19 protein-coding genes, 2 pseudogenes and 1 riboswitch are annotated in these 23,246 nt (G+C 64.2%); of the genes and pseudogenes, 12 read left to right on the top strand and 9 right to left on the bottom strand.

All coding sequences use genetic code 11. The annotated features are described in order from the left end of the window. Positions 1-18: 18 nt before the first annotated feature. Positions 19-936, top strand: a complete 918-nt coding sequence (locus tag AC2T3R_RS13345) for an SMP-30/gluconolactonase/LRE family protein (RefSeq protein ID WP_486745288.1) — start codon at positions 19-21, stop codon at positions 934-936. Here AC2T3R_RS13345 and AC2T3R_RS13340 read toward each other — a convergent pair. The 4 genes from AC2T3R_RS13340 to AC2T3R_RS13325 all read right to left on the bottom strand — a co-directional run bounded on the left by AC2T3R_RS13340 (position 926) and on the right by AC2T3R_RS13325 (position 9,053). Further along, complete coding sequence (locus AC2T3R_RS13340) at positions 926-1,876, bottom strand: site-specific integrase (RefSeq protein WP_013972660.1); 951 nt, start codon at positions 1,874-1,876, stop codon at positions 926-928. The two genes, AC2T3R_RS13345 and AC2T3R_RS13340, sit on opposite strands and share 11 nt — an antisense overlap. Before the next feature lie 241 nt (positions 1,877-2,117). Next, positions 2,118-4,439: a putative bifunctional diguanylate cyclase/phosphodiesterase gene (locus tag AC2T3R_RS13335; protein WP_486743756.1), complete on the bottom strand. Its 2,322-nt coding sequence runs from the start codon at positions 4,437-4,439 to the stop codon at positions 2,118-2,120. Positions 4,440-4,520: 81 nt separating this feature from the next. Beyond that, entirely contained in the window at positions 4,521-5,504 is a 984-nt protein-coding gene (locus tag AC2T3R_RS13330; RefSeq protein WP_085720209.1) for an SCO family protein, read from the bottom strand. Positions 5,505-5,660: 156 nt separating this feature from the next. Continuing rightward, on the bottom strand, positions 5,661-9,053 hold the full coding sequence (locus tag AC2T3R_RS13325; RefSeq protein WP_100413639.1) for an Ig-like domain-containing protein: 3,393 nt from the start codon (positions 9,051-9,053) through the stop codon (positions 5,661-5,663). Positions 9,054-9,278: 225 nt separating this feature from the next. Then, positions 9,279-9,393: riboswitch (TPP riboswitch) on the top strand. A gap of 80 nt (positions 9,394-9,473) precedes the next feature. Between AC2T3R_RS13325 and AC2T3R_RS13320 the strand changes: the two genes are divergently transcribed. The 4 genes from AC2T3R_RS13320 to AC2T3R_RS13305 all read left to right on the top strand — a co-directional run bounded on the left by AC2T3R_RS13320 (position 9,474) and on the right by AC2T3R_RS13305 (position 13,421). Then, complete coding sequence (locus AC2T3R_RS13320) at positions 9,474-10,121, top strand: TenA family protein (protein WP_024087147.1); 648 nt, start codon at positions 9,474-9,476, stop codon at positions 10,119-10,121. After that, positions 10,118-10,780, top strand: a complete 663-nt coding sequence (gene tenA, locus AC2T3R_RS13315) for a thiaminase II (protein WP_486743755.1) — start codon at positions 10,118-10,120, stop codon at positions 10,778-10,780. The genes AC2T3R_RS13320 and tenA overlap by 4 nt, the downstream gene beginning before the upstream one ends. Positions 10,781-10,958: 178 nt before the next feature. Further along, a complete protein-coding gene (gene codA / locus AC2T3R_RS13310) occupies positions 10,959-12,200 on the top strand; it encodes a cytosine deaminase (RefSeq protein WP_486743754.1) in 1,242 nt (413 codons plus the stop codon). Between the two features lie 228 nt (positions 12,201-12,428). Then, the gene (locus AC2T3R_RS13305) at positions 12,429-13,421 is read left to right on the top strand and encodes a DNA-binding protein (protein WP_100413636.1); all 993 of its coding nucleotides are present in this window, start codon (positions 12,429-12,431) and stop codon (positions 13,419-13,421) included. 175 nt (positions 13,422-13,596) lie between these two features. On the opposite strand, the gene AC2T3R_RS13300 is transcribed toward AC2T3R_RS13305, so the two are convergent. Further along, positions 13,597-13,848 (bottom strand): hypothetical protein, encoded by a 252-nt coding sequence (locus AC2T3R_RS13300; protein WP_075045200.1) that lies wholly within the window; start codon positions 13,846-13,848, stop codon positions 13,597-13,599. 8 nt (positions 13,849-13,856) lie between these two features. Further along, positions 13,857-14,357: a DUF4142 domain-containing protein gene (locus AC2T3R_RS13295; protein ID WP_013972651.1), complete on the bottom strand. Its 501-nt coding sequence runs from the start codon at positions 14,355-14,357 to the stop codon at positions 13,857-13,859. A gap of 152 nt (positions 14,358-14,509) precedes the next feature. Here AC2T3R_RS13295 and AC2T3R_RS13290 point away from each other — a divergent pair. Further along, positions 14,510-16,078: pseudogene (locus AC2T3R_RS13290) on the top strand (sensor domain-containing diguanylate cyclase). A 133-nt stretch (positions 16,079-16,211) separates the two neighbouring features. Here AC2T3R_RS13290 and AC2T3R_RS13285 read toward each other — a convergent pair. Continuing rightward, positions 16,212-16,721, bottom strand: coding sequence for a GNAT family N-acetyltransferase (locus AC2T3R_RS13285; protein WP_486743753.1), 510 nt, complete (start codon positions 16,719-16,721; stop codon positions 16,212-16,214). A gap of 17 nt (positions 16,722-16,738) precedes the next feature. Next, the gene (locus AC2T3R_RS13280) at positions 16,739-17,452 is read right to left on the bottom strand and encodes an MgtC/SapB family protein (protein ID WP_013972648.1); all 714 of its coding nucleotides are present in this window, start codon (positions 17,450-17,452) and stop codon (positions 16,739-16,741) included. 395 nt (positions 17,453-17,847) lie between these two features. Here AC2T3R_RS13280 and AC2T3R_RS13275 point away from each other — a divergent pair, with 395 nt between their 5' ends. After that, complete coding sequence (locus AC2T3R_RS13275) at positions 17,848-18,315, top strand: sterol desaturase family protein (protein ID WP_015270356.1); 468 nt, start codon at positions 17,848-17,850, stop codon at positions 18,313-18,315. Between the two features lie 115 nt (positions 18,316-18,430). Here the strand turns inward: AC2T3R_RS13275 and AC2T3R_RS13270 are convergent, their stop codons facing one another. After that, positions 18,431-19,324, bottom strand: coding sequence for a bile acid:sodium symporter family protein (locus tag AC2T3R_RS13270; protein WP_025339072.1), 894 nt, complete (start codon positions 19,322-19,324; stop codon positions 18,431-18,433). A gap of 184 nt (positions 19,325-19,508) precedes the next feature. Between AC2T3R_RS13270 and AC2T3R_RS13265 the strand changes: the two genes are divergently transcribed. The 5 genes and pseudogenes from AC2T3R_RS13265 (at position 19,509) to AC2T3R_RS13245 (ending at position 23,241) form a co-directional block, all read left to right on the top strand. Then, a complete protein-coding gene (locus AC2T3R_RS13265) occupies positions 19,509-20,372 on the top strand; it encodes a Dyp-type peroxidase (protein ID WP_486743752.1) in 864 nt (287 codons plus the stop codon). Positions 20,373-20,461: 89 nt separating this feature from the next. Continuing rightward, a complete protein-coding gene (locus tag AC2T3R_RS13260; RefSeq protein WP_054573281.1) occupies positions 20,462-21,370 on the top strand; it encodes an aldo/keto reductase in 909 nt (302 codons plus the stop codon). 4 nt (positions 21,371-21,374) lie between these two features. Then, a complete protein-coding gene (locus AC2T3R_RS13255) occupies positions 21,375-22,658 on the top strand; it encodes an NTP/NDP exchange transporter (RefSeq protein ID WP_486745287.1) in 1,284 nt (427 codons plus the stop codon). Between the two features lie 205 nt (positions 22,659-22,863). Then, a pseudogene (locus AC2T3R_RS13250) lies at positions 22,864-22,983 on the top strand (con-10 family general stress protein); the annotation flags it as partial. 60 nt (positions 22,984-23,043) lie between these two features. Beyond that, entirely contained in the window at positions 23,044-23,241 is a 198-nt protein-coding gene (locus AC2T3R_RS13245) for a hypothetical protein (protein WP_061302263.1), read from the top strand. Positions 23,242-23,246 lie beyond the last annotated feature (5 nt).

The following is a 23,246-nucleotide window of genomic DNA, read 5'->3' as shown; positions in this document are numbered from 1 at the left end:
CTGGGACTGGCCTGTTCCATGACGCTGGCGGAGGTGGGCGAGTTGCGCAACCGCCTCAAGGCATGCCGCTACGTGCCAGTCAACGTCGCCAGCACCCGCGCCGACCTGGGCGAAAGCCTGGTCTGGGATGAAGGCAGCGGCGCGTTGTACTTTGTCGATATCTCCGGCGGGCGGATCAACCGCCTGACGCCTGATGGCCAGGCCGAGTGCCTGTACGAATCCGCGGCACGCATTGGTGCGCTGGCGCTGACCGACCAGGGCAACCTGATTTTCACCGAAGACGCCAGCGCGGCCATCTTCGACGTGTCGCTGCGCAAGGTGCGCCGGCATTCGGTGTCGGTTCACCCGCGGTCGACCTACCGTTTCAACGACGGCGCCTGCGACCCGCAGGGCCGATTCGTGACCGGGCTGATGGACGATGCCCTGAGCGGCAACACCGGGGCACTGTTCCGCTTTGACGGGCAGTTGAATGATCAGGTGATCCACGACGACATGGCGTTGCCCACCGGCCTGGCCTGGTCGCATGACGGCCACACGGTGTACTTCGTGGACTCGGCGGCGCGCTCGATCTACCGCGCCAGTTACCTGGCCGAAGGCCGGCTTGGCGCGGTCACTCTGTTTGCCGAAACCCCTGCCGAACTGGGGCGGCCGGACGGCCTTGCGCTGGACCGTGACGGCGGCCTGTGGGTGTGCCAGTACCATGGCAGTTGCCTGTTACGCTATGACCGCCATGGCCACCTCACCGACCAGGTACTGATGCCAGTGCCGTGCCCCACTAGTTGCTGCTTCGGTGGGGAGGGGATGAATACCTTGTTCATCAGCACCGCGCGCTTGGGCATGAGTGCCGAAGACTTGCACCATTACCCCGACGCTGGCGACCTGTATGCCATCAACCCGGAAATTGGCGGCATCGCCCGTCACACCTTCAAGGAATAAGCTTTTGCGCCTGGCTGGCCGGTAGCACGGCCAGTTCGCCAAAGCGCTGCGCCGCGTCGATGTAGCGCAACGCCGACTTTGCGTCTTTCCAGCCCACATAGCTCATCAGCGCCTTCAACTCCCAACCGTTGGCCGTGGCCCAGGTGGCAAAGCCTCGGCGCAGCGAGTGGCCGGTATACAGCGCCGCCGGTACCCCGGCGCGCTCCAGCATGCGCCGCAGCAGGCCGACCAGGCTGTTGCTGTTGAGCGCGGTGTCGCCGAGGTTGCCCCAGCGGTCGAGCTTGCGGAACACCGGCCCATGGGCGATGCCGGCGACTTCCAGCCATTGCAGGTAGGCCGTGACCGGGCACAAGGCCTTGAGGGCCGGGGTGCGATGCTGTACGCCCAGGGCTTCGCGGTCGCCCTTGCTGCGCGGCAGGAACAGGGTGATGCCGACGCCGGCCTCGGCCTGGATGTGCTCCACGCGCAGGCGTGCCAGCTCATCACCCCGAAAACCGCGCCAGAAGCCCAGCAACAGCAGCGCAGCGTCGCGACGCGCCCGGCGCAGGGTGGCCAGGTCATGCTGTTCGCGGGCCTGGCGGGCTTCTTCTTCGAAGCATTGCACTGCGCTTTGCAGGTGCTGCAGCAACAGCGGCGCCGCCTGCCTGGGCGGTGTCGGGTGCAAGGTGCGGATGCCGCGCAGCACCTGGCGCACCAGTGGCGCCTTGGTCGGGTCGGGGAAACCTTGGGCGACGTGCCATTGGCTGAGCGCCGCCAGGCGCTGGCGCAGGGTGCTGACGGCATGTTGGTCGGCGTGGTCGGCCAGGTAGCGGGCGATGCTCTCGGCCGTGGCCGGGAGAAAACCGCCCCAGTGGGTTTCGAAATGCTCGATGGCGGCCTGGTAGCTGCGCCGGGTGTTGTCACGGGTGGCGGCGCGGAGGTAGCGCTCGATGTCGGTCATGGTGCGGGTGTCGGTGGGTGATAGGCACACGATAAACCGAAATGGGCTGGTAATGCATGCCCGGCCCCTGTAGGAGCGGCCTTGTGTCGCGATCGGGCCGCGCAGCGGCCCCGGCAGTCTTCGCATAAACGCTGAAATCAGCGGGGCCGCTTTGCGGCCCGATCGCGACACAAGGCCGCTCCTACAGGCGTGGCGCGTCAGGCATGATCGGTTCATTCCGGCGGATTCGCCAAGGCTTGCGTTACACGCAGGCCTTGTCCTCGACACCGTTGAAGAGCGGGTAGTCACGCAGCTGCGCCGGTGACAGCGGCCGGCTGAAGTGGTAGCCCTGGGCGATATCGCAGCCGGCAAGCTTCAGGCACACCACTTGTTCGCGGGTTTCCACGCCTTCGGCCACCACTTCCAGGCCCAGGCGTTTGGCAAGGATGATGGTGGACGACACGATCGGGCTGTCGTCGTGGCTGTTGGACAGCGGCGCAATCAGCGAGCGGTCGATCTTCAGCTTGCTCAGCGGCAGCGAATGCAGGTGGGCAAAACCGGCGTAGCCGCGGCCGAAATCGTCCAGGCTGATGCCCAGGCCGGCGTCGCGAAGGGTGTGCAGGTGCGCCACCGCCGTGCCTTCGGGGTCGAGGATGGTGGTTTCGGTGATTTCCAGCTCCAGCCGCTGCGGGGCGATGGCGTACTGCTGCAGTTCGCTCAGTAGCCGTGCAGCGAAGTCTGCCTGGCGTAGCTGCAGCGCAGATACATTGACCGCCAGCCGCGTCTCCCGGCCCTGGGCGTGCCAACCCGACAAGGCCTCGCAGGCCAGGCGCAGCACCTCCCAGCCCAGTTCGACAATGAAGCCGCTGCGCTCGGCAAGGTCAATGAACCGGTCCGGGTACAGCAGGCCGAACTCGGGGTGGTCCCAGCGCACCAGCGCTTCGTAGCCCAGCACCTGCTGGGTGTCGAGGCGGATCTGTGGCTGGTAGTGCAGCACGAACTGGCGCTCGGCCAGGGCGCTGCCGAAGGCCTGTTCGAGGGTGAAGGCGTGGATGTCGGCCAGGTTCAGCGACGGGTCGAAGAAACGGTACTGCGCGCGCCCGGCCTGCTTGGCCGAGTACATCGCGGCATCGGCACTGCGGATCAGGCTGTCGATGTCCTGGCCGTCGCGCGGGCAGATACTCACGCCTACGCTGGGGCTGGTGTTGACCTCCTGGCCGTCCAGCGCATAGGTGGCCGACAGCTTCTGCACCAGTACGCGGACCCAGGCATTGATCTGCTCCTCGCTGCGTTCGCCGGCCAGCAGCACCACGAACTCGTCGCCACCAAAGCGCGAAGCCTCGTCGCCGGGCTCCAGCAGGCGCTGGATACGCCCGGCAACGGCCTGCAGCAGCAGGTCGCCGATCTTGTGCCCGAGCGAGTCGTTGATCGACTTGAAGCGGTCCATGTCGATGAACAGGATCGCCATCAGCCGGCGCTTGCCGCGTTGCCGGGTCAGCACCTGGCCGGCCACCTCGACGAACTGGCGGCGGTTGTGCAGGCCGCTGAGGTGGTCGGTGGCCGCGGCATGGCTGCTGCGCCGATGTTCGTCCTCGAGGCGGTCGATCAACTGCTGGTTGACCTGCTGCGCCTGTTCCAGCGCGCTGAAGGCCTCCTGGCGCTTGCGCAACAGGCGCAAGGTCCACAGCAGGCTGGCGAGGATCATCAGGGTCATGCTCAGGTTCAACCAGAACTGCCGGGAATAGGCCAGCGTCGAAGGCGCGAGGATTTCGTCCTGACGCTGGCTGACCACCACGCTGAAACCCCGCTCGGGCAGGCGCCGGTACAGGCTCTGGTAGGGGGCGCCGGCCGCGTACTGGGTCAGCATGCCTGCTTCACTGCCGCTGTCCGGCAGCCCGGGCAGCAGTGCGTCACCGGCCACCACGCCGCTGCTATCGATGCGCACCCGCTCCAGGCCGTCATCCTGCAGCAGGCGCACCAGCCCGCTGCCGCCCAGGTCGATGTGCTGCAGCAGCACCGCCAGGTAGCCGATGTCCAGCTGCACCACCAGGATATTGTCGATTTCGCGGCCGGGCAGGTTGGTCAGCGGCAGCAGGAAGGGCAGGTGCCAGTTGGGCACGGTGGTCGCTTGCCCGGGGGGCTGCACGCTGGGCAGGAACGGTTTGAAACCGTAGCGGGCAACGTGCCGCTGCAGCTGGCGCAGCCAGTCTTCGGGTAGCTCGGCGGCCTCGTCGGCATGGCTGGCCGACAACAGCCGGCCTTGCCGGTCGTACAGGCTCATGCGCTTGAATACCGGGTCTTCGGCAAGCATCCGCGCCAGGCTGACGCTGCCCTGGCTCAGCATCTTCATGTCGTCCTGGGCGACCCGGCCCACGGCCTGGGCGCGATCCACCAACTGGCGCAGGCTTTCGCCAACGATACTGGCCAGGTTCAGGTGCTCGGCGGCCTTGGCCGACAGCGCGTCCTGGCGGGCGGCAACCTTCTGCGAAACATGCAGCCCCCAGACAAAGGCCAGGGTGGCTGCACAGAGCATCAGGATCAGCAGCCGCAGAAGGCTGGCGGATGAAAGCGAACGGCGAATCACTGCTGATAGTTCCCGACCCTGGGTGATGGTCGAAAAATACGACAGAAAGATGACAGCCTAATGACTGGTGGCCAATTGCCTTTAAGGATTTCCTTTATCGGCCAGCGGCGTCTGCAGGCGCGCAGTTTCTTCCTCCATGTAACTCATCAGCGCGCTGACTTCGGTATCGCCCAAGCGCATGTTGGGCATGGCCACGCGGTTGTATTGTTCGTACAGCAGCATGGCCAGGGGGTCTTTCTGGGCCAGCATCTGGTCGGGCTCCTTCAGCCAGCGGGTCAGCCAGTTGGCATCACGCTGGCGGGTCACGCCGAGCAGGTCGGGGCCGATGCCGGGTTGTCCTGGCTCGGCATTGCCCAGGGTGTGGCAGGACGAGCAGCGGGTACGGAAGAGTTGCTCGCCACTGCTGGGTGCGCGCACCTCGGGAGCCTGGGCGTAGTCATTGGCCATGGCACTGGCCTGTTTCCAGTTGTGCAGGCTGTTGCCCAGGCGGTCGGCGAGAATGTACGGGTTTTCAAAGGGCGAGGCCTTCATCCAGCGGCCGGTGGCCTGGTTGCCGATGATCAGGCTCAGGTTGTGGTCCTTGGAGCGGCCGTTTTCCAGGCCATCGATGTACAGGCCCAGGCTGCGGCGCAATTGTTCGATATCGGCCGGCTCGCCGGTGAGCAGCGTCCAGCCGGGGCCGATACCAAACTTTTCGGCGTAGCGCTTGAGTGTGGCGGGGGTGTCGTTGTAGGGGTCGATGCTGATGGAGTAGAGGAAGATGTCCTTGCCGACCCGGTCACCGAGGATTTTCTGCACCTGGCGCAGGCGCGCGGTTTCCACCGGGCAGGAGTCGGAGCAGCCGGTGAAGATGAAGTTGATGGCGACCACCTTGTCCTTGATCAGGTCGTCGAAGAAATGCACTTTCTCACCGTCCTGGGTGAGCAGCGGGATGTTGGGGAAGTAATCGGCGCCCCAGGGAGTTTCAGCTTCCTCGGCCACGGGTTGCTGTGGTTGCAACGGCCAGAACGGGATACTGGCGGCGAACAGCGAGAGCACCAGCAGGAAACGCCATGAACCGGACATGATGCGGTCCTCGTCGATAACGGTATTGGGGCTGCCCTGCAGCCCTATCGCCGGCAAGCCAGCTCCCACAGGTACTGCACAAGGCTTGGAGCCGACGCGGTCGAGGTGGGAGCTGGCTTGCCAGCGATGGGCCGCACAGCGGCCCCCGCTTTTCGGTTACCTGATGCTGACCGGCGCCGTCACGCTCTGCCCCAGCGCCGATTTCACGGTCACGGTCGCCGGTGTGGCCGGGCCGCTGCCGGTGGTTGTGGTCGACAAGCGCCAACGGGCGCCGCTGGTAGTGGTACTCAGCGTGGCCGTACCCAGCAGCAGCGGGCCACTGGTGGTTGCCGCAGTCACGGTGATGCTGTTGCCGGTGGCCACCGTGGTGGTGCCCGAAATATCCCAGGTAAAGCGGTTGCCGCTGCGCACCTGCACCGTGGCACTGGTGACCTGGATCTGGTCGACCGCCGCTGCCGGGCTCACCGCAATGCTGACCGTGGCCGGGGCCACCGATTCGGCGCCCTTGGCGTCACGAGCCGTGTAGTTGAAGCTGGCGGTGAACGCTGTGGTTACCGTGGCCGGTGGGACGTAGGTGACCGTGCTGCCGTCGGTACTGGTAGTGCCCTGGCCGGAGTCCGGCTGGCTGAGGCCGACTACGGTCAACGGCAGGTTGTTTTCCGGGTCGGTGTCGTTGGCCAGCACGTTCAAGGTGATCTGCTTGCCGGCCGTGGTAGCCGCGCTGTCGTTGGCCGCAACCGGCGGTTTGTTGGTTGGGTCATCGTTATCATGGTCTTCGGTGCGGAAGGTCGGCAGCCCAACCGAAGCCACGTACTCCACGCCATCCCAACCCGGTAGTGGGGTCGGCATCACCTGGAACTGGCCTGGGTGCTCCAGGTCCCAGCGCAGCAGCATCGACGAGTCTTCATGCTGGGTGTTGTGGCAATGTTCCATGTAGGTACCGGCAAACTCGCGGAAGCGCAGGGCTACCTCCACTTCTTCCGACGAATCGATATCCGGCCCGATGCGATACACGTCCTTGCGCGCCCATTTTTCCCATTCCGGCGGGGCCTTGCCGTCGCGACTGAGGATCACGCCTTCCTCGAAGTGCACATGCACCGGGTGGCTCCAGCCATTGCCGCCGTTGATGATCTTCCACACTTCCAATGTGCCGTCGCCGCTGAAACCGCCGTCGGTAGACTGCTGGGCCAACTGTGGCGCCGCGTTGATGCGACGTGGGTCCATGGAGTAGCCAAAGCCGCCATCGGTCTTGATGGTCCAGGGTTGGGTGTCGGTACCGTCCGAGCGGCCGAAGATGAACTCGCGATGGCGGGCATCCTTGAGCTTGGCCTGGTCGGTGGCCGAATTACGGTCTATCGGCAGCGGCAGCATTTTCAGGCCTTCGGCCTTGCCCGGTTTGGCCGGTTCATAGGCAACCGGGTCCATGCTCAGGTCCTGGCCGCTGTAGGGCTGAACCACGAACTGCATGAACTTGCCGATTGCCGGGTCGCCGTTGTCCCACTCAGGCCCGTTGCTGGTCTGCTTGATCACCGCCTTGTATTTTTCCGACAGCACATCGGCCAGGGCAATGGCACCCTCCGGGCCCTTGCCGCTCTGATGTTCCTCCAGGTTGACCAGGTACAGCTTGTCGCCGACCTTGATGCCGTGTTTGGCGAAGTTGATGATGATGTCGTAGCGCTCGGCGATGCCTTGCAGCGGCAGGATGCCGTTGTTGTCCTGCAGGTTGCCGTCACCGTTGAGGTCCAGGGTGCCGTCGAACGGCACGGTGTGTTCCATGATGTTGCCGTCGTTGGCGATCATGTGGAACGGTACCCGCGCATACGACAGGTTGGAGCCGGTGGGGCCTTTGAACTCGCCGCTGTTACCGGCAATTTCCCGGACCACTGCGAACTTGAAGTAGCGCGACACCGAGCCATTGAGGATACGGAAGCGGTAGCTGCGCGCGCGTACCTTGAGCGTTGGCCGGTACTGCCAGTTGACCAGGATCTGGTCGCCGAGGAAGCCATCGGTGTTGAACGGGTTGAACCACAGCTGGCCGTTGGCATCCCAGGCCTTGTCGGCGATCACCAGGTTGACGTCGTAGTCGCGGTTACCCCACGGCATGCCCGAGCCACTGGGGAAACGCAGGTTGACGCCATCCTGCAGGGCCTCGTTGCCGCGGTCCAGGGCGCTGTAGTAGTTCATCATCACGGCGTTGCCTTTGTAGACGTTCTGCGCCGTGAAATCCATCATGTGGTCGTGGAACCAGTGGGTGCTCATGGTTTCGCGCCAGTCACCACGAATCTTGATGCTGCCGTTCTGGCAGGTTTTCAGGCCGGGGTTGGCATCGTTGACGAACAAGGTTTCGCCCGCCGAGCAAGGGAACGCAGCGCGTGGGTCTTCGGCACGGGTGTTGATGGTGTCATAGCCTGCCAGTTGCAGCGGCCAGCGGTAATCGTAGTACTGCCCCGGGAAGAAGTAGGCGTTTGCATAGCCATCGCTCTCGGCCGGGGAGTGGCCGTTGTGCTCATGGGTCGAAAGGGTGTGCAGGCCAAACCCGGCGTTGGCCGAGGGGTCGATCGGCAGCGCGTTGTAATGGCGCATCAGGATCGGTTGGCCATAGCGCACCATCAGCAGCTTGGGCGGGAAGGTGCCGTCGAAGGTCCATAGCGACTTGTGGTTCTGTAGTGGCATCTTCGGGTGGAAGCGGGTGTCGATGCCCTTGGTGGTGCCCAGTGTGTTCGGGATATCGGAAGTCTGGTAGTACAGGCCGCCCGGGGCGAACTCGCCAACTGCATAGTTGTGCAGTTGCTTGCGGTCACGCAGGCCGAGGTTGATGCGCGCACCGGCCTGGGCGGTCTTGAACCCCGCCTGCGGGTAGAACTCGTTCCAGCGCTGGTGCGACCAGCCTTTTCCTGGTGGCCGGCCTTCCGCAGGCGAACCGACCGGTTGGCGGTTGAGGAACATCTCGATCTGCGCCTTCCATGGGTTGCGGTCGAGCACGTTGGAATACTGGGTCGGGAAGGGGTACAGGCCCGGCTGTTTGAGGAAGGCTTCCAGGGCTGTACCGCTGGGGCCGCTGCGGGCCACCACGTTGGGGTCCTGCGCCGGTGCCGCGCCCAGGGTCGGCACCGGGAAGGTCAGAGTGGGCGGCGGCAACGTGGGGTCGAGCCTTTCCGTGCCGAATTCCTCGAACAGCAGTAATTGCTGGGTAAACGGCAACGCGCCGAACAGCGGGCTTGGCTTGCCGTTGGTGGGGTACTTTTTCCCGGTTTGCAGGGCCGGCGGTAGCACGTTGTTTGCGCTTACCGTGTTGCGGTCACCGTACACGCCATCGGTCAGTTCGAGTGAGCCCCGATTCGCCTCTGGCATGCTGTACAGGTCCAGCAACGCCTGGGTCGGGTCAGCCGGCTGATCAGTGTAGGCCGACGGGTCGGTCGGCGGGGGCATGCTGTTGTCGTCCATGGGCGCCGCTGTTGCCGTGACCAGCCCAAGGCCGAGCATCAGCGTAGCGACGGTGGACAGCTGGAATGCATGCCTGGCAGGGTGGATCACGGCAGGTGTTTTCATTGCCTTGCGCCTCGTTTGCGACATCATGGCTTTTTGCCCGTTTCTGGGGCTGGAGCAACGGGTGTGCCAACCCAAATACGAGGAATATGTTTCTAAACAAATCCTTGTGGCGCCTGATGCGCGCTAAATGCCACGGCGTCAAAAATGGGTGAGGGCCCCCACTAGTGGGTCACCCATTGCCCACAGATTGGGTGGTGACAGCCGCGGCGCCCTGGGGTATACCTGAGCGCCACCAAGGGGAGCCCGGCACCGGGCTGAGAAACCGCTGGATGCTGCAGCGCGGTGACCCTTCGAACCTGATCCGGATCATGCCGGCGAAGGGATTGGGACTTGAAACCTGCCTTTTTGCCGGCCTCACTGCGAGGCCCGTCCATGCCAACCATCGCGGTCTCGCTGTCACCCCCCATCAAGGACAGCAACATGACCGAACGCTTCAGCCAGTCCCTGCGCCGCCGCAGCGAGCCGACCTGGTCGGCGGCCGTTGGCCACCGCTTCGTCACCCAATTGTGCGACGGCAGCCTGCCGGACCCGATCATGGTCGACTACCTGGTGCAGGACCACCGCTTCCTCGACAGCTTCCTGACCCTGCTGGGCGCGGCCATCGCCACCGCCGACACCTTCGAGGCGCGCCTGCGCTTCGGGCGCTTTGCCGGGATGATCTCCAGTGACGAGAACACCTACTTCCTGCGTGCCTTCGAGGCCTTGGGGGTAAGCCCCGCACAACGCAGCGAACCAGCCGACACCGTCCCGACCGCAGGCTTCAAGGCGATCATGCGCGAAGCGGCGGCCACCCGATCCTATGCGGCCGCGCTGGCGGTGCTCAACGTCGCCGAAGGCCTGTACCTGGACTGGGCGTTGAAGGCGCCAAAGCCGATGCCGGACAACTTCGTCCACGCTGAATGGATCACCCTGCACGACAACCCGGCATTCCAGGACTTCGTTGCCTTCCTGCAAGCCGAACTCGACCGCGTCGGCCCGCAGGACGCCGTGCTGGCGGGTGACTTCTACCAGCGCACCGTGGCGCTGGAGCTGGCCTTCTTCGATGCTGTCTACCCGGAGGACAAATGAGCATGGATATCTTCGACCGCCTCAAGGCTGCCGCCACGCCGCAGTGGAACAGCTACGTCGACCACGAATTCGTGCGCCAGATGGGCGAGGGTGCGTTGAGCGAAGCCGCCTTCCGCACCTACCTGGTACAGGATTACCTGTTCCTCATCCAGTTCGCCCGCGCCTGGGCACTGGCCGCCTACAAGAGCCGTCGCCCGGCCGACATCCGCGCCGCGCAGGCCGGGCTGGCGGCGATTCTGGATGAAACCGAGCTGCACTTGCGCCTGTGCGCGCGCTGGGGCCTGACCCAGGCTGATATCGAGGCCGCGCCCGAACACCAGGCCACGGTTGCCTATACCCGCTATGTGCTGGACTGCGGTGCCGCGGGTGACCTGCTGGAGTTGCATGTGGCGCTGGCGCCTTGCGTGATCGGTTATGCCGAGATTGGCCGGGCGTTGTCCGAGCGCATTGGCGATCTGAGCAATCACCCGTACCGCGAGTGGATCGCCGAGTATGCCGGCGAGGGCTACCAGGGTGTCGCCACCGCGGCGCGCAAGCATCTGGACGAGCTGGCAGCGCGGAGCATGACCGAGCAACGGTTTGCCGAGCTGGCGGGAATTTTCGGCCAGGCGTCCAGCCTGGAGGCGGACTTCTGGCAGATGGGGTTGGACGGAGCCTGATTTGCTGCCTGCGCCGGCCCTATCGCCGGCAAGCCAGCCCCCACAGGTACTGCACAGACTTCAGGGCTGTGGTTTACCTGTGGGGGCTGGCTTGCCGGCGATAGGGCCAGTAGCAAATACCACAAGGCTTGGGCCACTATGCTGGTAGGGCCACCCGCAAAGCCCAGGGAGAAGCATCATGAACATCATCAACGCACGCCTGCGCGGCAAGCCTGGCCTGTTCCGCATCGAACTCAGCGGCGAACGCATCGTCGCCATCGTGCCCCAGGCCGAAGGGGTGGCGGCGCGCGCTGCCGATGACCTGGATGCCGGGCAGAACCTGGTGGTGGCGCCCTTTATCGAACCGCACATCCACCTGGACGCCACGCTGACCGCCGGCGAACCGCAGTGGAACATGAGCGGGACCCTGTTCGAAGGCATCGAGCGCTGGGCCGAGCGCAAGGCAATCACCACCCACGACGACATCAAGAACCGCGCGAAGAAGACCATCGGCATGCTGGTGGATCATGGCATCCACCATGTGCGTACCCATGTCGATGTCACCGACCCCACCCTGACTGCGCTAAAGGCCATGGTCGAAGTGCGTGACGAAGTGCGCCACCTGCTCGACCTGCAGATCGTCGCCTTCCCCCAGGAGGGTATCGAGTCGTACGCCAACGGCCGGGCGCTGATGACCGAAGCAGTGGCCATCGGTGCCGACGTGGTCGGCGGCATTCCACACTTCGAGAACACCCGCGACCAGGGCGTGTCGTCGGTCAAGTTCCTGATGGACCTGGCCGAACGTACCGGCTGCCTGGTGGATGTGCATTGCGACGAGACCGACGACCCGCAGTCGCGCTTTCTCGAAGTGCTGGCCGAAGAGGCGCGGGTGCGCGACATGGGCGCCCGGGTAACAGCCAGCCATACCGTGGCCATGGGCTCGTACGACAATGCCTACTGCTACAAGCTGTTCCGCCTGCTCAAGCAGTCGGGTATCAATTTCGTATCTTGCCCGACCGAGAGCATTCACCTGCAAGGGCGTTTCGACAACTATCCGAAACGCCGCGGCGTCACCCGCGTGGCCGAACTCGACCGGGCCGGGATGAACGTGTGCTTTGGCCAGGATTCCATCGTCGACCCTTGGTACCCGCTGGGCAATGGCAACATCCTGCGTATTCTGGAGGCCGGCCTGCACATCTGCCACATGCTTGGCTACGAAGACCTGCAGCGTTGCCTGGACCTGATCACCGACAACAGCGCCCGCACCCTGAACCTGGGCGAGCGTTACGGCATCGAAGTGGGGCGACCGGCCAACCTGTTGCTGCTGTCTGCGCCGGACGATTACGAAATGGTGCGCAGCCAGGGGCATGCGCTGGTGTCGGTACGCAACGGCAAGGTGCTCATGCGTAGAACACCTGCCAGGGTTGAACACTACAGCTGACGCTCCCTGCTTCAGCATTCTGCAGCGCCCCGCCGGCTTGAAGCCGAGCGGGGCGCTTTGCTGTCTGGCGTACTGGTTTGTCCCCGCGCACAGCTCCCAAGAACCATTCACATGCGATAAGCCGTGATTATTCCACCATAGGAAATGTTTGCACGGGCAATGGCTTGTCTCCATAATCGGTATGTAATTACATGGTACATAACACGGTACAAAATCGTAGGAGCAAGCATGGCCCGGGGCGGTATAAACAAGGTTGTAGTGCAGCAGGCACGTCAGGCGCTGATTGCCCGGGGCGAGAACCCCAGCATCGATGCGATACGTATCGAGCTGGGCAACACCGGCTCCAAGACCACGATTCACCGCTACCTGAAAGAGTTGAACGGCCAGCAACCCGTGGCTTCCGAGGGCGGCATTGCGCTGAGTGACGTGCTGAGCCGAATGGTCGGGCAACTGGCAACCCAGCTGCAGGACGAGGCCGACCTGAAGATCGAGCAGGCCGAAAGCGCCTTCACTCGACAGCGCGAACAGCTGGAGGCACAACTGGCCATTGCCCAGCAGGCACTGGCTGCAGCGCACCAACAGCATCAGATCGATGTGGCCGCACTGGCCGCCGAATCGGAAAAACTGCTTTCCACCCAAAGCACCCTGCAGGCCGAACAGCTGCGCAGTGCCAGCCTCAACCAGTCGCTGGGCGAGCTGCAGGTGCGCCTGGCCGACAAGGACGAGCAGGTAAAATCACTGGAAGACAAGCACCGTCATGCCCGCGATGCGCTGGAACACTATCGCAACGCCAGCCGCGAACAGCGTGAACAGGAGCAGCGCCGCCACGAAGCGCAGCTGCAACAGTTGCAGGTGGAGGTGCGTCAACTGCAGCAAGGCATGATCGTCAAGCAAGACGAGCTGACCCGCCTGCACCGCGACAACGAGCGCTTGCTGGGTGAGCATCGCCAGGCCGCCAGCGCCTGCAGGGCGCAGGACGAATTGCTGGAGCAGCGTGATGCGCAGATCCAGGGCTTGCGCACGATCCTGGCCCAGGCGCAGGGTGCTAGCGAGGAAATGCGTCGGCAGCTGGATGTGCAGGCACAGAGCCTGGAGGCCAGGCGCGACTTGTGCACGGAACAGGCTCGCCAGTTGCGGCAGCTTGAAGAGCAACTCAAGGCACGAGACGAAGCGCTGCACCAGTGTCAGTCGCAGTTGTCTGCCGCCAACGCGGCGCAGTAGCTGCGAAGAGGCCCTGTGGGAGCGGGCGTGTCGAGGCGTCGAACCGCCGCGAACACCGGCGGAGCCGGTGCCTACAACGCGTTGGGCCCTTCGCGGGCACGCCCGCTCCCACAGGGAATGTGACACGCTTTCGAACCTTGTTCCCTGTGCGACAAGGTTGGGCGGGAGGGCGCGCTCAGTCTTCGGCTTGTCTGGCTGCCTCCACACCTGCCGCCGATAGCTTGATGGGGTAGTTCACGCTGATCTGGTGATCGCTGCTCACTGCCACGCTGCCATCCTGGATCAAACCGGCCTCCTGCAGCGTCTTGAGCATGCCGGCCACGGCTTTCTCGCCCCGGTAGTTGTCCAGCACTTCCTTGCCCAGCCCCTGAGGGTGAGCATGCAACAGGCGAGTCAGCACTTCGGCTTTCAATGCATCGTTACTCATGGCGGGCCTCACTTGCCGTGTTTGGCCTGAAGCGCCTTGGCATGCTCCAGATGCTGTTCGAGCTTGGGCAGGGTTTCGCTGGCAAAGGCCTTCAATTCAGCCTTGTCGGAAGATGCGGCTTCCTTCTTGAACAACTCCACCGCCTTTTCGTGAGCGTCGACCTGGTTGTTGACGTAAGACTTGTCAAACGACTCCTCTCGCCATTCCAGGATCATTTTCTTGACCTTGTCGGTTATTGCCGCCTCATCGGGTACGGAGATGTCGAGCTTGCGAGCGATGTCGCCGAGTTTCTGATTGGCCTTGGTGTGGTCGCTGACCATCTGCTGGGCAAAGGTCTTGATTTCGGCATTCTGAGTTTTTTCCAGGGCCAGCTTGCCGGTGACCACTTCGGCAATACCGGCCTCGGTAGCCGCTTCGACGAAGTCATCGGAACTCGCCGCCATTGCCTGCACCGATGCCAAGCCTAATACCATGGAAAAACCGACACGCTTGATGAAGAGACTGCTCATGCTTCACTCCTTAAACCGTGGCGCGACCTCAGTGTCGCGTACGGTTGAGGGTGAATGGGGAGCAAAGGTTTAATCTTTTTCCTGGCCGGCTGCGCCCAGATGGTGCTGAACTATAGTGAAACGCGGCGAACGCGGTAAGGCTTGGGATTTCAATGTGCGCAGCCAGGAAACAGGATGAGGACGGGCTCTTCGCGATAACCGGCGAGGGCCGGGCCGTGGCGCTGTTCCGCCTGGTACTCGCGTTCATGCTGGTGGTGATGCTCGCCTTCGTCGTGGTGGAAGGTTGGCGCATCTGGCGCGACTACCGGCACGCCTTCACCAATGCAGAGAACATGGTCTCCAACCTGGCCCGGGCCACGGCGCAGCATGCCGAAGATGCCATCCGCCAGGTCGACGCAATTACCGCGGCGCTGGCCGAGCGCCTGGAAGGCGACGGCTTCGAGCACATCGACCGGCCGCGTCTGCATACCTTGCTGGTCCAGCAGAAAAGCATCATGCCGCAGTTGCACGGGTTGTTCGTGTATGGCCCGGATGGCAGCTGGATCGTTACCGACCAGGCGGTAGTCCCGCCCAATGCCAACAATGCCGACCGCGACTACTTCATCTACCACCGCGAGCACACCGACCGCAGGGTTCACATCGGCTCGGTGGTGCGCAGCCGTTCTACTGGCGACCTGATCATCCCCATTTCGCGGCGCCTGCAATACGCCGATGGCAGCTTCGCCGGGGTGTTGCTGGGCACCTTCAAGGTGGACTGGTTCGTACGCTACTACGGCGACTTCAAGATCGACGAACGCGGCGCGCTGGTACTGGCCAAGCGCGACGGCACTATTCTGGTACGGCGGCCGTTCGTCGAACAGGTGATTGGCCGCAGCCTTAGCAGCAGCGAGATCTTCCGCAAGTACCTGCCGCATGCAAGCGAAGGGGTGGCCGAGGCGGTCGCCGTGGTGGACGGTACGCCACGGCTGTATGGCTATCGCGCGCTGGCCAGCTACCCGTTGGTGGTGGAGGCCGGCTTGTCGCGGGAATCGATCGTCGCGCCCTGGCGGCACGATGCGATCAAGTCGGTGGCAGTGTTGCTGCTGTTGCTGGTGGGGCTGGCAGCGTTTGGTGGTGTGGTGTTGCGCCAGTTACGCGAGCGTATTATCATCGAGCGGGCGCTGCACTAGGCACACCAGACCCTCAAGGCCCTGGCACTGACCGACAGCCTGACCGGCTTGGGTAACCGCAGGCGGCTGGACGCAGTGTTCGAGCCGGAGCTGCGTCGGGCACGACGCCAGGGCTACTCGCTGGCGCTGGTGATGCTCGACCTGGATTACTTCAAGGCCTACAACGACCGTTACGGGCACCCAGCGGGCGACCAGTGCCTGCGGCGCTTTGCCGAGGTGCTGCAGCAGGCACTGAAGCGGCCGGCCGACCTGGCTGTGCGCTATGGGGGCGAGGAGTTCACACTGCTGCTCCCCGATACCGATGCCCGCGGGGCGGAGCTGCTGGTGCAGGAAGTGCAACAGCTGTTGCGGCGTCAGATGCTGGAGCATGCAGGTAGCCCACTGGGGCGGGTGTCGTGCAGTGCGGGGATTGCCGTGGGTGACCTGGCGCGGGAGGGGATGACGGCCGAGCGCCTGATGGCGGCAGCGGATGCGGCGCTGTACCAGGCCAAGCGTAAGGGGCGGGATGGGTATTGCCTGGCAGAACGTGCAGTGGTGGGCGTAGATGAATAAAGACCCTCGGTTGCCTGTACCGGCCCCATCGCCGGCAAGCCTGCTCCCACAGGGGATAGCGCATGGCTCGAGGCCGATGCGGTCAAGGTGGGAGCTGGCTTGCCGGCGATGGGCTGCAAAGCAGCCCCGGGGTCTAAATATCTAAGCCAAGGCGCATCGCACAACGGCCCTCAAGCCCATGGGCAAGCTCGTCGGCCAGAATCTGCTGCAAGCGTGCATCCAGCAGCCCCTCATCGATCACCTCGAACCCTAACCGCGCATAGAACGGCGCATTCCATGGCACATCGGCAAAGGTGGTCAAGGTCAGCTCCCGCGCCCCCACATGGCGCGCCTCATCTACCACTTGCTGCAACAGCTTGCGCCCGACACCTTGCCCCTGGGCCTCCCGGCGCACCGAAATTTCATGAAGATGCAGCGCCTGATCCTCGAACCGGGCACAGGCAAACCCCAGAATGCGCCCATCCGGCCCCTCGGCCACCCAGCTCCCGCCAGCTTCGACAAATGCCTGATGGGTGCCGCAGTCCATCACATCTCCTTGCGCCAGCCATGCCAGCGCCGGCCGGGCGGCAAAGGCCTGGGCCGCCGAGCGTTCGACGCCCGGCAGCCATTGAATGTCTTGCTCAAGGGTAGGGCGAATGCGCATGATGAAGTCCTTTCGTTCTAGTCTGCCGCCAGCACCTGCGGCTGCAATTGCCAGCGCACCGAGCTTACACCTTTCTCCAGGCTGACCCGGCTGACCAACCGTTCCAGTTGCGCTGGTGCCTGCGCGGTGCCGAGCAGTTCGGCGCGCACTTCCAGGCGTGCGGGGTTCGCCAGGTCTTCGCTGTGCAGTGACTGCAGGCGCAGCTGCGGGTCGCCCAGGCTGTGCAACATCAGGCTGCGGACCTGGATCTCGTCCTCGGCGCGGCAGACGATGCGCACCTCGAAGTGCTGTTCCACCTCGCTGGCCGGCACCACTTCCTGGCGGTCCAGGCGCTGGGCAATGTCACGCAACAGGATATTGGCACACAGCACCACCAGGCTACCCAGCGTCGCTTCCAGCAGCAGCCCGAGGCTGCACAGCACGCCGACCGCGGCCGTGCACCACAGCGTAGCGGCGGTGTTCAGGCCACGTACGTTGAACCCGTCGCGCATGATCACGCCGCCACCAAGAAAACCGATGCCCGATACCACGTACGCGGCGATACGCGACGCATCGGTGGGCGCCATGCCCGGCACCGCCTGGGTCATCAGCACGAACAGGCAGGCACCGGTGCTGACCAGTGCATTGGTGCGCAGCCCGGTCAGGCGCTGGCGCAGTTGACGTTCGGCGCCGATCAGCGCCCCCAGCAGCAGGGCGATGCTGACACGCAGCAGAAATACTTTCCAATCCATAGCAAACCTCTTCCACGGGCACACGCCCGCAAGAACGCCATCAGCTGGCGCGGTTGAAAAACCAGAAAATGCGCAGGACCACGAAGGGGAGGAAGAAGAGGGGGATTACAAGAAACCACCGTCTTGCCAGGCCGGCCAGACAGTGCAGGACACTGCCGGACTAGCGCGCCACGTGGGCCTGTCGCATGCGACTGGGGCTACTGTCCAATGCAGGTCTCCTGTTCAGGGATGCAAAATTGCGCCGCGGACCTTACGCCCCGTGGCAGGCCAGGTCAAGGGCAAAAACATGACAATGGCTTCATCCGCAATGGCCTGCTACCGGTCACGCCTGCATGGAAAAAAACTCGGGCAATCGGTACCCTTGCGCCTTCCCTTGCCATCCCCCGGACCGTTCCATGCTGTTCAATCTCGCAGTGCTGTTCGGCACCCTGGTGGCCATGGAGGGCGTTGGCACGCTGGCTCACAAGTACATCATGCATGGCTGGGGCTGGTGGCTGCACCGCTCGCACCATGAGCCGCAACTGGGCATGCTCGAAACCAATGACCTGTACCTGGTGGCCCTGGGGCTGATCGCCACGCTGCTGGTGGCCCTGGGCAAGGGTGGTTTTGCGCCCTTGCAGTGGGTGGGTGGCGGCGTGGCGGGGTACGGCGTGCTGTATGTCGTGGCCCACGACGGGTTCTTTCATCGGCACTGGCCACGCAAGCCACGGCCGGTCAACCGCTACCTCAAGCGTTTGCATCGCGCGCACCGGTTGCATCACGCGGTGAAGGGGCGAACGGGGAGTGTGTCGTTCGGGTTTTTCTATGCACCGCCGTTGAAGGTGTTGAAGCAGCAGTTGCGGCACAAGCGCAGCCAGTTGTGACAGGGACTGGCGCCTGACCTGTGGGAGCGGGCGTGCCCGCGAAGCAGGCAGCGCGGTGCATGGCACCGGCTTTGCCGGTGTTCGCGGGCACGCCCGCTCCCACAGGGAACTTGCCTCAGTTCACTGTTTCACCCTTGGGCTGCGCCGCCACATGCCCGCGGCTCACCCACCAGCCAAACGCCGCCGCGGTGAAGAACATGATCAGGCTGTACAGCGCCGCCGGCACTGCCATGGTGGCGTTGTTCAGCAGCGAAGGGCTCAATGCCAGGGCAATCGCCAAGGTGCCGTTATGGATGCCGATCTCCATGCCGATCGCAATCGCCTGGCGCTTGGGAATGTTCAGCAGGCGCGGTACCCAGTAGCCCACGCTCAGGCTCAGCAGGTTGAACAGCAGCGCGGCCAGGCCCACCACCGGCGCGTAGGCAACCACGGTCTGCCAGTCCTTGGCCAGCGCCAGGACGATGGTGAACGCCAGGAACAACGCAGCCACCAGCTTCATCGGCTTCTCCATGCGCGCGGCGAAGGCGGGTGCAAAGCGGCGAACCAGCATGCCCAGCGCCACCGGCAGCAGGACGATGGCAAACACCTGCATCACCTTGGCAAACTGCAGCGGTATGGCCTGGTCCGATGCCATGAACCAGCTCAGCGACAGGTTCACCAGCAGTGGCATGGTCAGGATCGCGATCAGCGAGTTGACTGCCGTCAAGGTGATATTCAATGCCACATCGCCATGGGCCAGGTGGCTGAACAGGTTGGCCGTGGTGCCGCCCGGCGAGGCGGCCAGCAGCATCAGCCCCACCGCCAGCGCCGACTCCAGGCCAAACCCGTTGGCGATCAGGAAGCACACCAGCGGCAGCAGCAGGATCTGGCAAACCAGGCCTACCACCACCGGCTTGGGGTACTTCACTACGCGGGCAAAGTCGGCCAGGGTCAGCGATAACCCGAGACCGAGCATGATGATGCCCAGGGCCAGCGGCAGAAAAGCGGTGAGCAAAGGTGAGGCGGTCATGGGCGGTCTCTCGGGCAAAGGATCCGGTGGAGTGTAGGTCGGCCCTGATTGATAGCTAATCGCAAAACGCCAGCCCTTGGTAACCGTTTGTTACCAAGCGCAGCGGCCAGCGAGGCTGTATGCCGCGTTGCAGCAGGCCTGCAGGCGCAGTAGCATTCCGGTTTTTACCGAGGATTAGCCTGTCATGCCGTTCCAGCAAGGTCTGCTTGCCACCCCGGTGCCGGCCCACGCCCGTCACCTGTTCTTCACCCTGCAGTCGCCAGAGGCCCTGCCTGCCACCCTGGATGCCTTGCTGCCGCAGGTCGATGGCGAACAGCTGATCCTGGGTGTCGGCGCCCCGCTGGCCAAGGCCCTGGGCCGTGAAGTACCTGGCTTGCGCGCCTTCCCGCAGCTGGATGCTGCAGTGGAGAACCCCAGCACCCAACACGCCCTGTGGCTGTGGCTGCGCGGCAACGAGCGCGGCGACTTGCTGCTGCGGGCCCAGGCCCTGGAGCTGGCATTGGCACCGGCCCTGCGCCTGGCCGACAGCGTCGACGGCTTCCTGCACCGTGGCGGCCATGACCTGACCGGCTATGAGGACGGCACCGAAAACCCGGTGGACGAAGAGGCCGTGCAAGCGGCCATTGGCGCCGATGGCTCCAGCTTTGCCGCGTTCCAGTTGTGGAAGCACGACCTGGAGTACTTCAAGTCGCTGCCCCAGGCCGACCAGGACAACATCATCGGCCGCCGCCTTAGCGACAACGAAGAGCTCGACGACGCCCCCGAGTCCGCCCACGTCAAGCGCACGGCCCAGGAAAGCTTCGAACCAGAAGCGTTCATCGTCCGTCGTTCGGTGGCTTGGGCAGACCAACGTGGCGCTGGCCTGGCCTTCGTGGCCCTGGGCCACAGCTTCGATGCGTTCGAGGTGCAGCTGCGGCGCATGAGCGGCCTGGAGGACGGCATCATCGACGGCCTGTACCGCTTCAGCCGGCCACTGACCGGTGGTTACTACTGGTGCCCGCCCATGAGCGAGACGGGTGTCGACCTGAGCCTGCTGCTGCAAGCCTGATCGCTAAACATCCAGATACAGAAACACCGGACGCAGCCTGGGGCAGCGGCTAGCCTTGAAAGTTTCCGCTTCATGACGGGAGCTTTTCCATGTACGCACGTCGTGATGTCCTACGTGCGGGTGCCACTTTGGGCTTGCTGGCCGCCAGCCCCTGGTTGCACGCCGCTGCCCCGGCGGGTTTGCTGACCCGCCAAGTGCCGAGCACCGGTGAAGCGCTGCCGGTGATCGGCGCCGGTACCTCCGGCAGTTTCGAAGTGCAAGCCGGTTCTGCCCAGTACCAGCAGCTGAAAGTTGTACTGCAGGCGTTCTTCGAAGGCGGTGGCCGGGTTATCGACACCTCGCCCAACTACGGCGGCGCCGACAGCATTCTCGGCCAGCTGCTGGAAGAGGGCGGCTGGCACCGGCAATGCTTCATTGCCACCAAGATCGCCGCCGACAGCCGGGCAGACGCCGAAGCGCAATGGGCCGGCAGCCTCGCGAGCCTGCGCACCGACAAGGTCGACTTGCTGCAGATCCACAACCTGCGCGACTGGCAGACCCAGCTGCCTTATGCCCGCGAATTGAAGCAGCAGGGCAAGACCCGCTATGTCGGCATCACCCATTACCTGAACAGTGGCCAGGACGAGGTAGCCCGCATCGTGCGCAGCGAGCCGCTGGACTTCATCCAGATCAACTACTCGGTCAATGCCCCCGACGCCGCCCGCGAACTGCTGCCGCTGTGCCAGGACAAGGGCGTCGCCGTGCTGGTCAACCGGGCGTTCGACGATGGCCGCCTGTTCGCCCGGGTGAAGGACCAGGCCTTGCCCGGCTGGGCCGCAGAGGCGGGTGTCGGCAGCTGGGCGCAGCTGTTTCTCAAGTTCGCCATCAGTCACCCGGCGGTGACCACGGTCATCCCCGCGACCAGCCGGCCCGAGCGCCAACTTGACCAGCTCAAGGCCGGGCACGGGCCGTTGCTGACCCAGGCGCAGCAACAGGCGCTGATCAAGCAGTTTGCCTGACACCATGGCAGCCTGGCGGCGGCGCCTGGACCAGGGGCTGAACATCCAGCCCGGCGAAGGGCCAGCGGTGATCGCCGGTTTGCTGCTGTTCTACCTGTTGTTCACTGGCTATTTCATGCTGCGCCCGGTGCGCGAAACCATGGGCGTCGCCGGTGGCGTGGACAACCTGCAATGGCTGTTCACCGGCACTTTCATCGCCACCCTGGCGTGCCTGCCGCTGTTTGGCTGGCTGGCCTCCCAGGTGCAGCGCCGACACATCCTGCCCTGGACCTACGGCTTTTTCGCCAGCAACCTGCTGCTGTTCGCCGTGCTGTTCGCCCGCAATCCGGAAGCTTCATGGGCGGCACGGGCCTTCTACATCTGGCTGTCGGTGTTCAACCTGCTGAGCATATCGCTGGCCTGGAGCGTGCTCGCCGACCTGTTTTCCACCGCACAAGGCAAGCGCCTGTTCGGCCTGCTGGCGGCCGGGGCCAGCCTGGGTGGGCTCAGCGGCCCCATCCTGGGCACGCTGCTGGTAGCGCCGCTGGGCCATGCCGGCTTGCTGGTGCTGGCCGCAGCGCTTCTTTTGGGCAGCATTGGCGCTACGTTGTACCTGCAACGCTGGCGAAAGCTCAACCCTCTACCGGCGCAAGCCGAGCGGGCGGATTCCCGGCCACTGGGCGGCAACCCGTTTGCCGGTGCCACTGCTGTACTGCGCTCGCCCTACCTGCTGGGCATTGCCTTGTTCGTGGTGTTGCTCGCCAGTGTCAGCACCTTCCTGTATTTCGAGCAGGCACGCATCGTCAGCGAAACCTTCACCGACCGTACCCGGCAAACCCAGGTGTTCGGGCTGATCGACAGCGTGGTACAGGCCCTGGCCATCCTCACCCAGGTGTTCCTCACCGGTCGCCTGGCCCGCCGGCTGGGGGTGGGTGTGCTGCTGGTGGCGGTGCCGCTGGTGATGGCTGCGGGCTTCCTGTGGCTGGCACTGGCCCCGGTGTTCGCCGTGTTCGTGGTGGTGATGGTGGTGCGCCGGGCCGGTGAGTACGCGCTGGTGCGGCCGGGGCGGGAGATGCTGTTCACCGTGCTGCCCGCCGAGGACAAGTACAAGGCCAAGAACTTCATCGACACCGTGGTCTACCGCGGCGGTGACGCGCTCAGTGGCTGGGTCAAGCGGGGGCTGGATGTGATGGGCGAGTACCCGCAACTGGCGATGTTGATCGGTACGCTGATGGCTTTGGGCTGGGCGATGACCGGAGGTTTGCTGGGAAAGCGACAGGCACGCCTGGATAGCACATCGCGCGACTGACAGGCGCGCCAAATATGCTGATGCCGCTTATTTAATGCCGCTGGTCCGAACGCTTCGCATTAAACCGAATCCGCCGAAATGACCGAACTCCCAACAGGTGTACGGCGGGTAATGCCGTGCATTCCCAAGTCATACGAGGTTTAAGACCATGGCCAAGAAAGAGAACAGCCGCACCGGCAACCAGCAAGGCAGCCAGGGTGGCAACAAGAACCCGGGCAACTTTGCCAATGACCGCGAAAAAGCCTCCGAAGCTGGGCGCAAGGGCGGCCAGCAATCCGGTGGTGGCCGTACCAGCGAATCGGACCGCAAGGGCGGCCGTTCGTAAGTGAGCCTGCGCAGTGCCCGGGTGATCGGGCACTGCGATTCTGCACATGAGGAGAACCCCATGCGATTGATCCCTCTCATAGCGCTGGTGGGCACGCTTGGCTTGCTGGGTGGCTGTTTCGACCGGGATGACGACCACCCGGCAAAGGATGCCGACCAAAGCAAACCTTCACTGCAGATGCAGCAACCCGGCGACAAACCCGCTACCCAGCCGGCGCCGGCCCCTGAACCGATGCCCGGGCAGAAACCCAGCCAATAAAACGC

Source organism: Pseudomonas sp. PVC-5-1, from assembly GCF_057444345.1.
Note: the sequence above shows the minus strand (reverse complement) of the source record. Positions and strands in the feature narration are given on the sequence as shown.

Coding starts and splice junctions, on each gene's coding strand:
- AC2T3R_RS13280 (WP_013972648.1), bottom strand. CDS start 17,452: ATGGATTGGAAAGTATTTCTGCTGCGTGTCAGCATCGCCCTGCTGCTG.
- AC2T3R_RS13340 (WP_013972660.1), bottom strand. CDS start 1,876: ATGACCGACATCGAGCGCTACCTCCGCGCCGCCACCCGTGACAACACC.
- AC2T3R_RS13345 (WP_486745288.1), top strand. CDS start 19: ATGACGCTGGCGGAGGTGGGCGAGTTGCGCAACCGCCTCAAGGCATGC.
- AC2T3R_RS13295 (WP_013972651.1), bottom strand. CDS start 14,357: ATGAGCAGTCTCTTCATCAAGCGTGTCGGTTTTTCCATGGTATTAGGC.
- AC2T3R_RS13330 (WP_085720209.1), bottom strand. CDS start 5,504: ATGTCCGGTTCATGGCGTTTCCTGCTGGTGCTCTCGCTGTTCGCCGCC.
- AC2T3R_RS13305 (WP_100413636.1), top strand. CDS start 12,429: ATGGCCCGGGGCGGTATAAACAAGGTTGTAGTGCAGCAGGCACGTCAG.
- AC2T3R_RS13245 (WP_061302263.1), top strand. CDS start 23,044: ATGCGATTGATCCCTCTCATAGCGCTGGTGGGCACGCTTGGCTTGCTG.
- AC2T3R_RS13265 (WP_486743752.1), top strand. CDS start 19,509: ATGCCGTTCCAGCAAGGTCTGCTTGCCACCCCGGTGCCGGCCCACGCC.
- tenA (WP_486743755.1), top strand. CDS start 10,118: ATGAGCATGGATATCTTCGACCGCCTCAAGGCTGCCGCCACGCCGCAG.
- AC2T3R_RS13275 (WP_015270356.1), top strand. CDS start 17,848: ATGCTGTTCAATCTCGCAGTGCTGTTCGGCACCCTGGTGGCCATGGAG.
- codA (WP_486743754.1), top strand. CDS start 10,959: ATGAACATCATCAACGCACGCCTGCGCGGCAAGCCTGGCCTGTTCCGC.
- AC2T3R_RS13325 (WP_100413639.1), bottom strand. CDS start 9,053: ATGAAAACACCTGCCGTGATCCACCCTGCCAGGCATGCATTCCAGCTG.
- AC2T3R_RS13320 (WP_024087147.1), top strand. CDS start 9,474: ATGACCGAACGCTTCAGCCAGTCCCTGCGCCGCCGCAGCGAGCCGACC.
- AC2T3R_RS13285 (WP_486743753.1), bottom strand. CDS start 16,721: ATGCGCATTCGCCCTACCCTTGAGCAAGACATTCAATGGCTGCCGGGC.
- AC2T3R_RS13260 (WP_054573281.1), top strand. CDS start 20,462: ATGTACGCACGTCGTGATGTCCTACGTGCGGGTGCCACTTTGGGCTTG.
- AC2T3R_RS13255 (WP_486745287.1), top strand. CDS start 21,375: ATGGCAGCCTGGCGGCGGCGCCTGGACCAGGGGCTGAACATCCAGCCC.
- AC2T3R_RS13300 (WP_075045200.1), bottom strand. CDS start 13,848: ATGAGTAACGATGCATTGAAAGCCGAAGTGCTGACTCGCCTGTTGCAT.
- AC2T3R_RS13270 (WP_025339072.1), bottom strand. CDS start 19,324: ATGACCGCCTCACCTTTGCTCACCGCTTTTCTGCCGCTGGCCCTGGGC.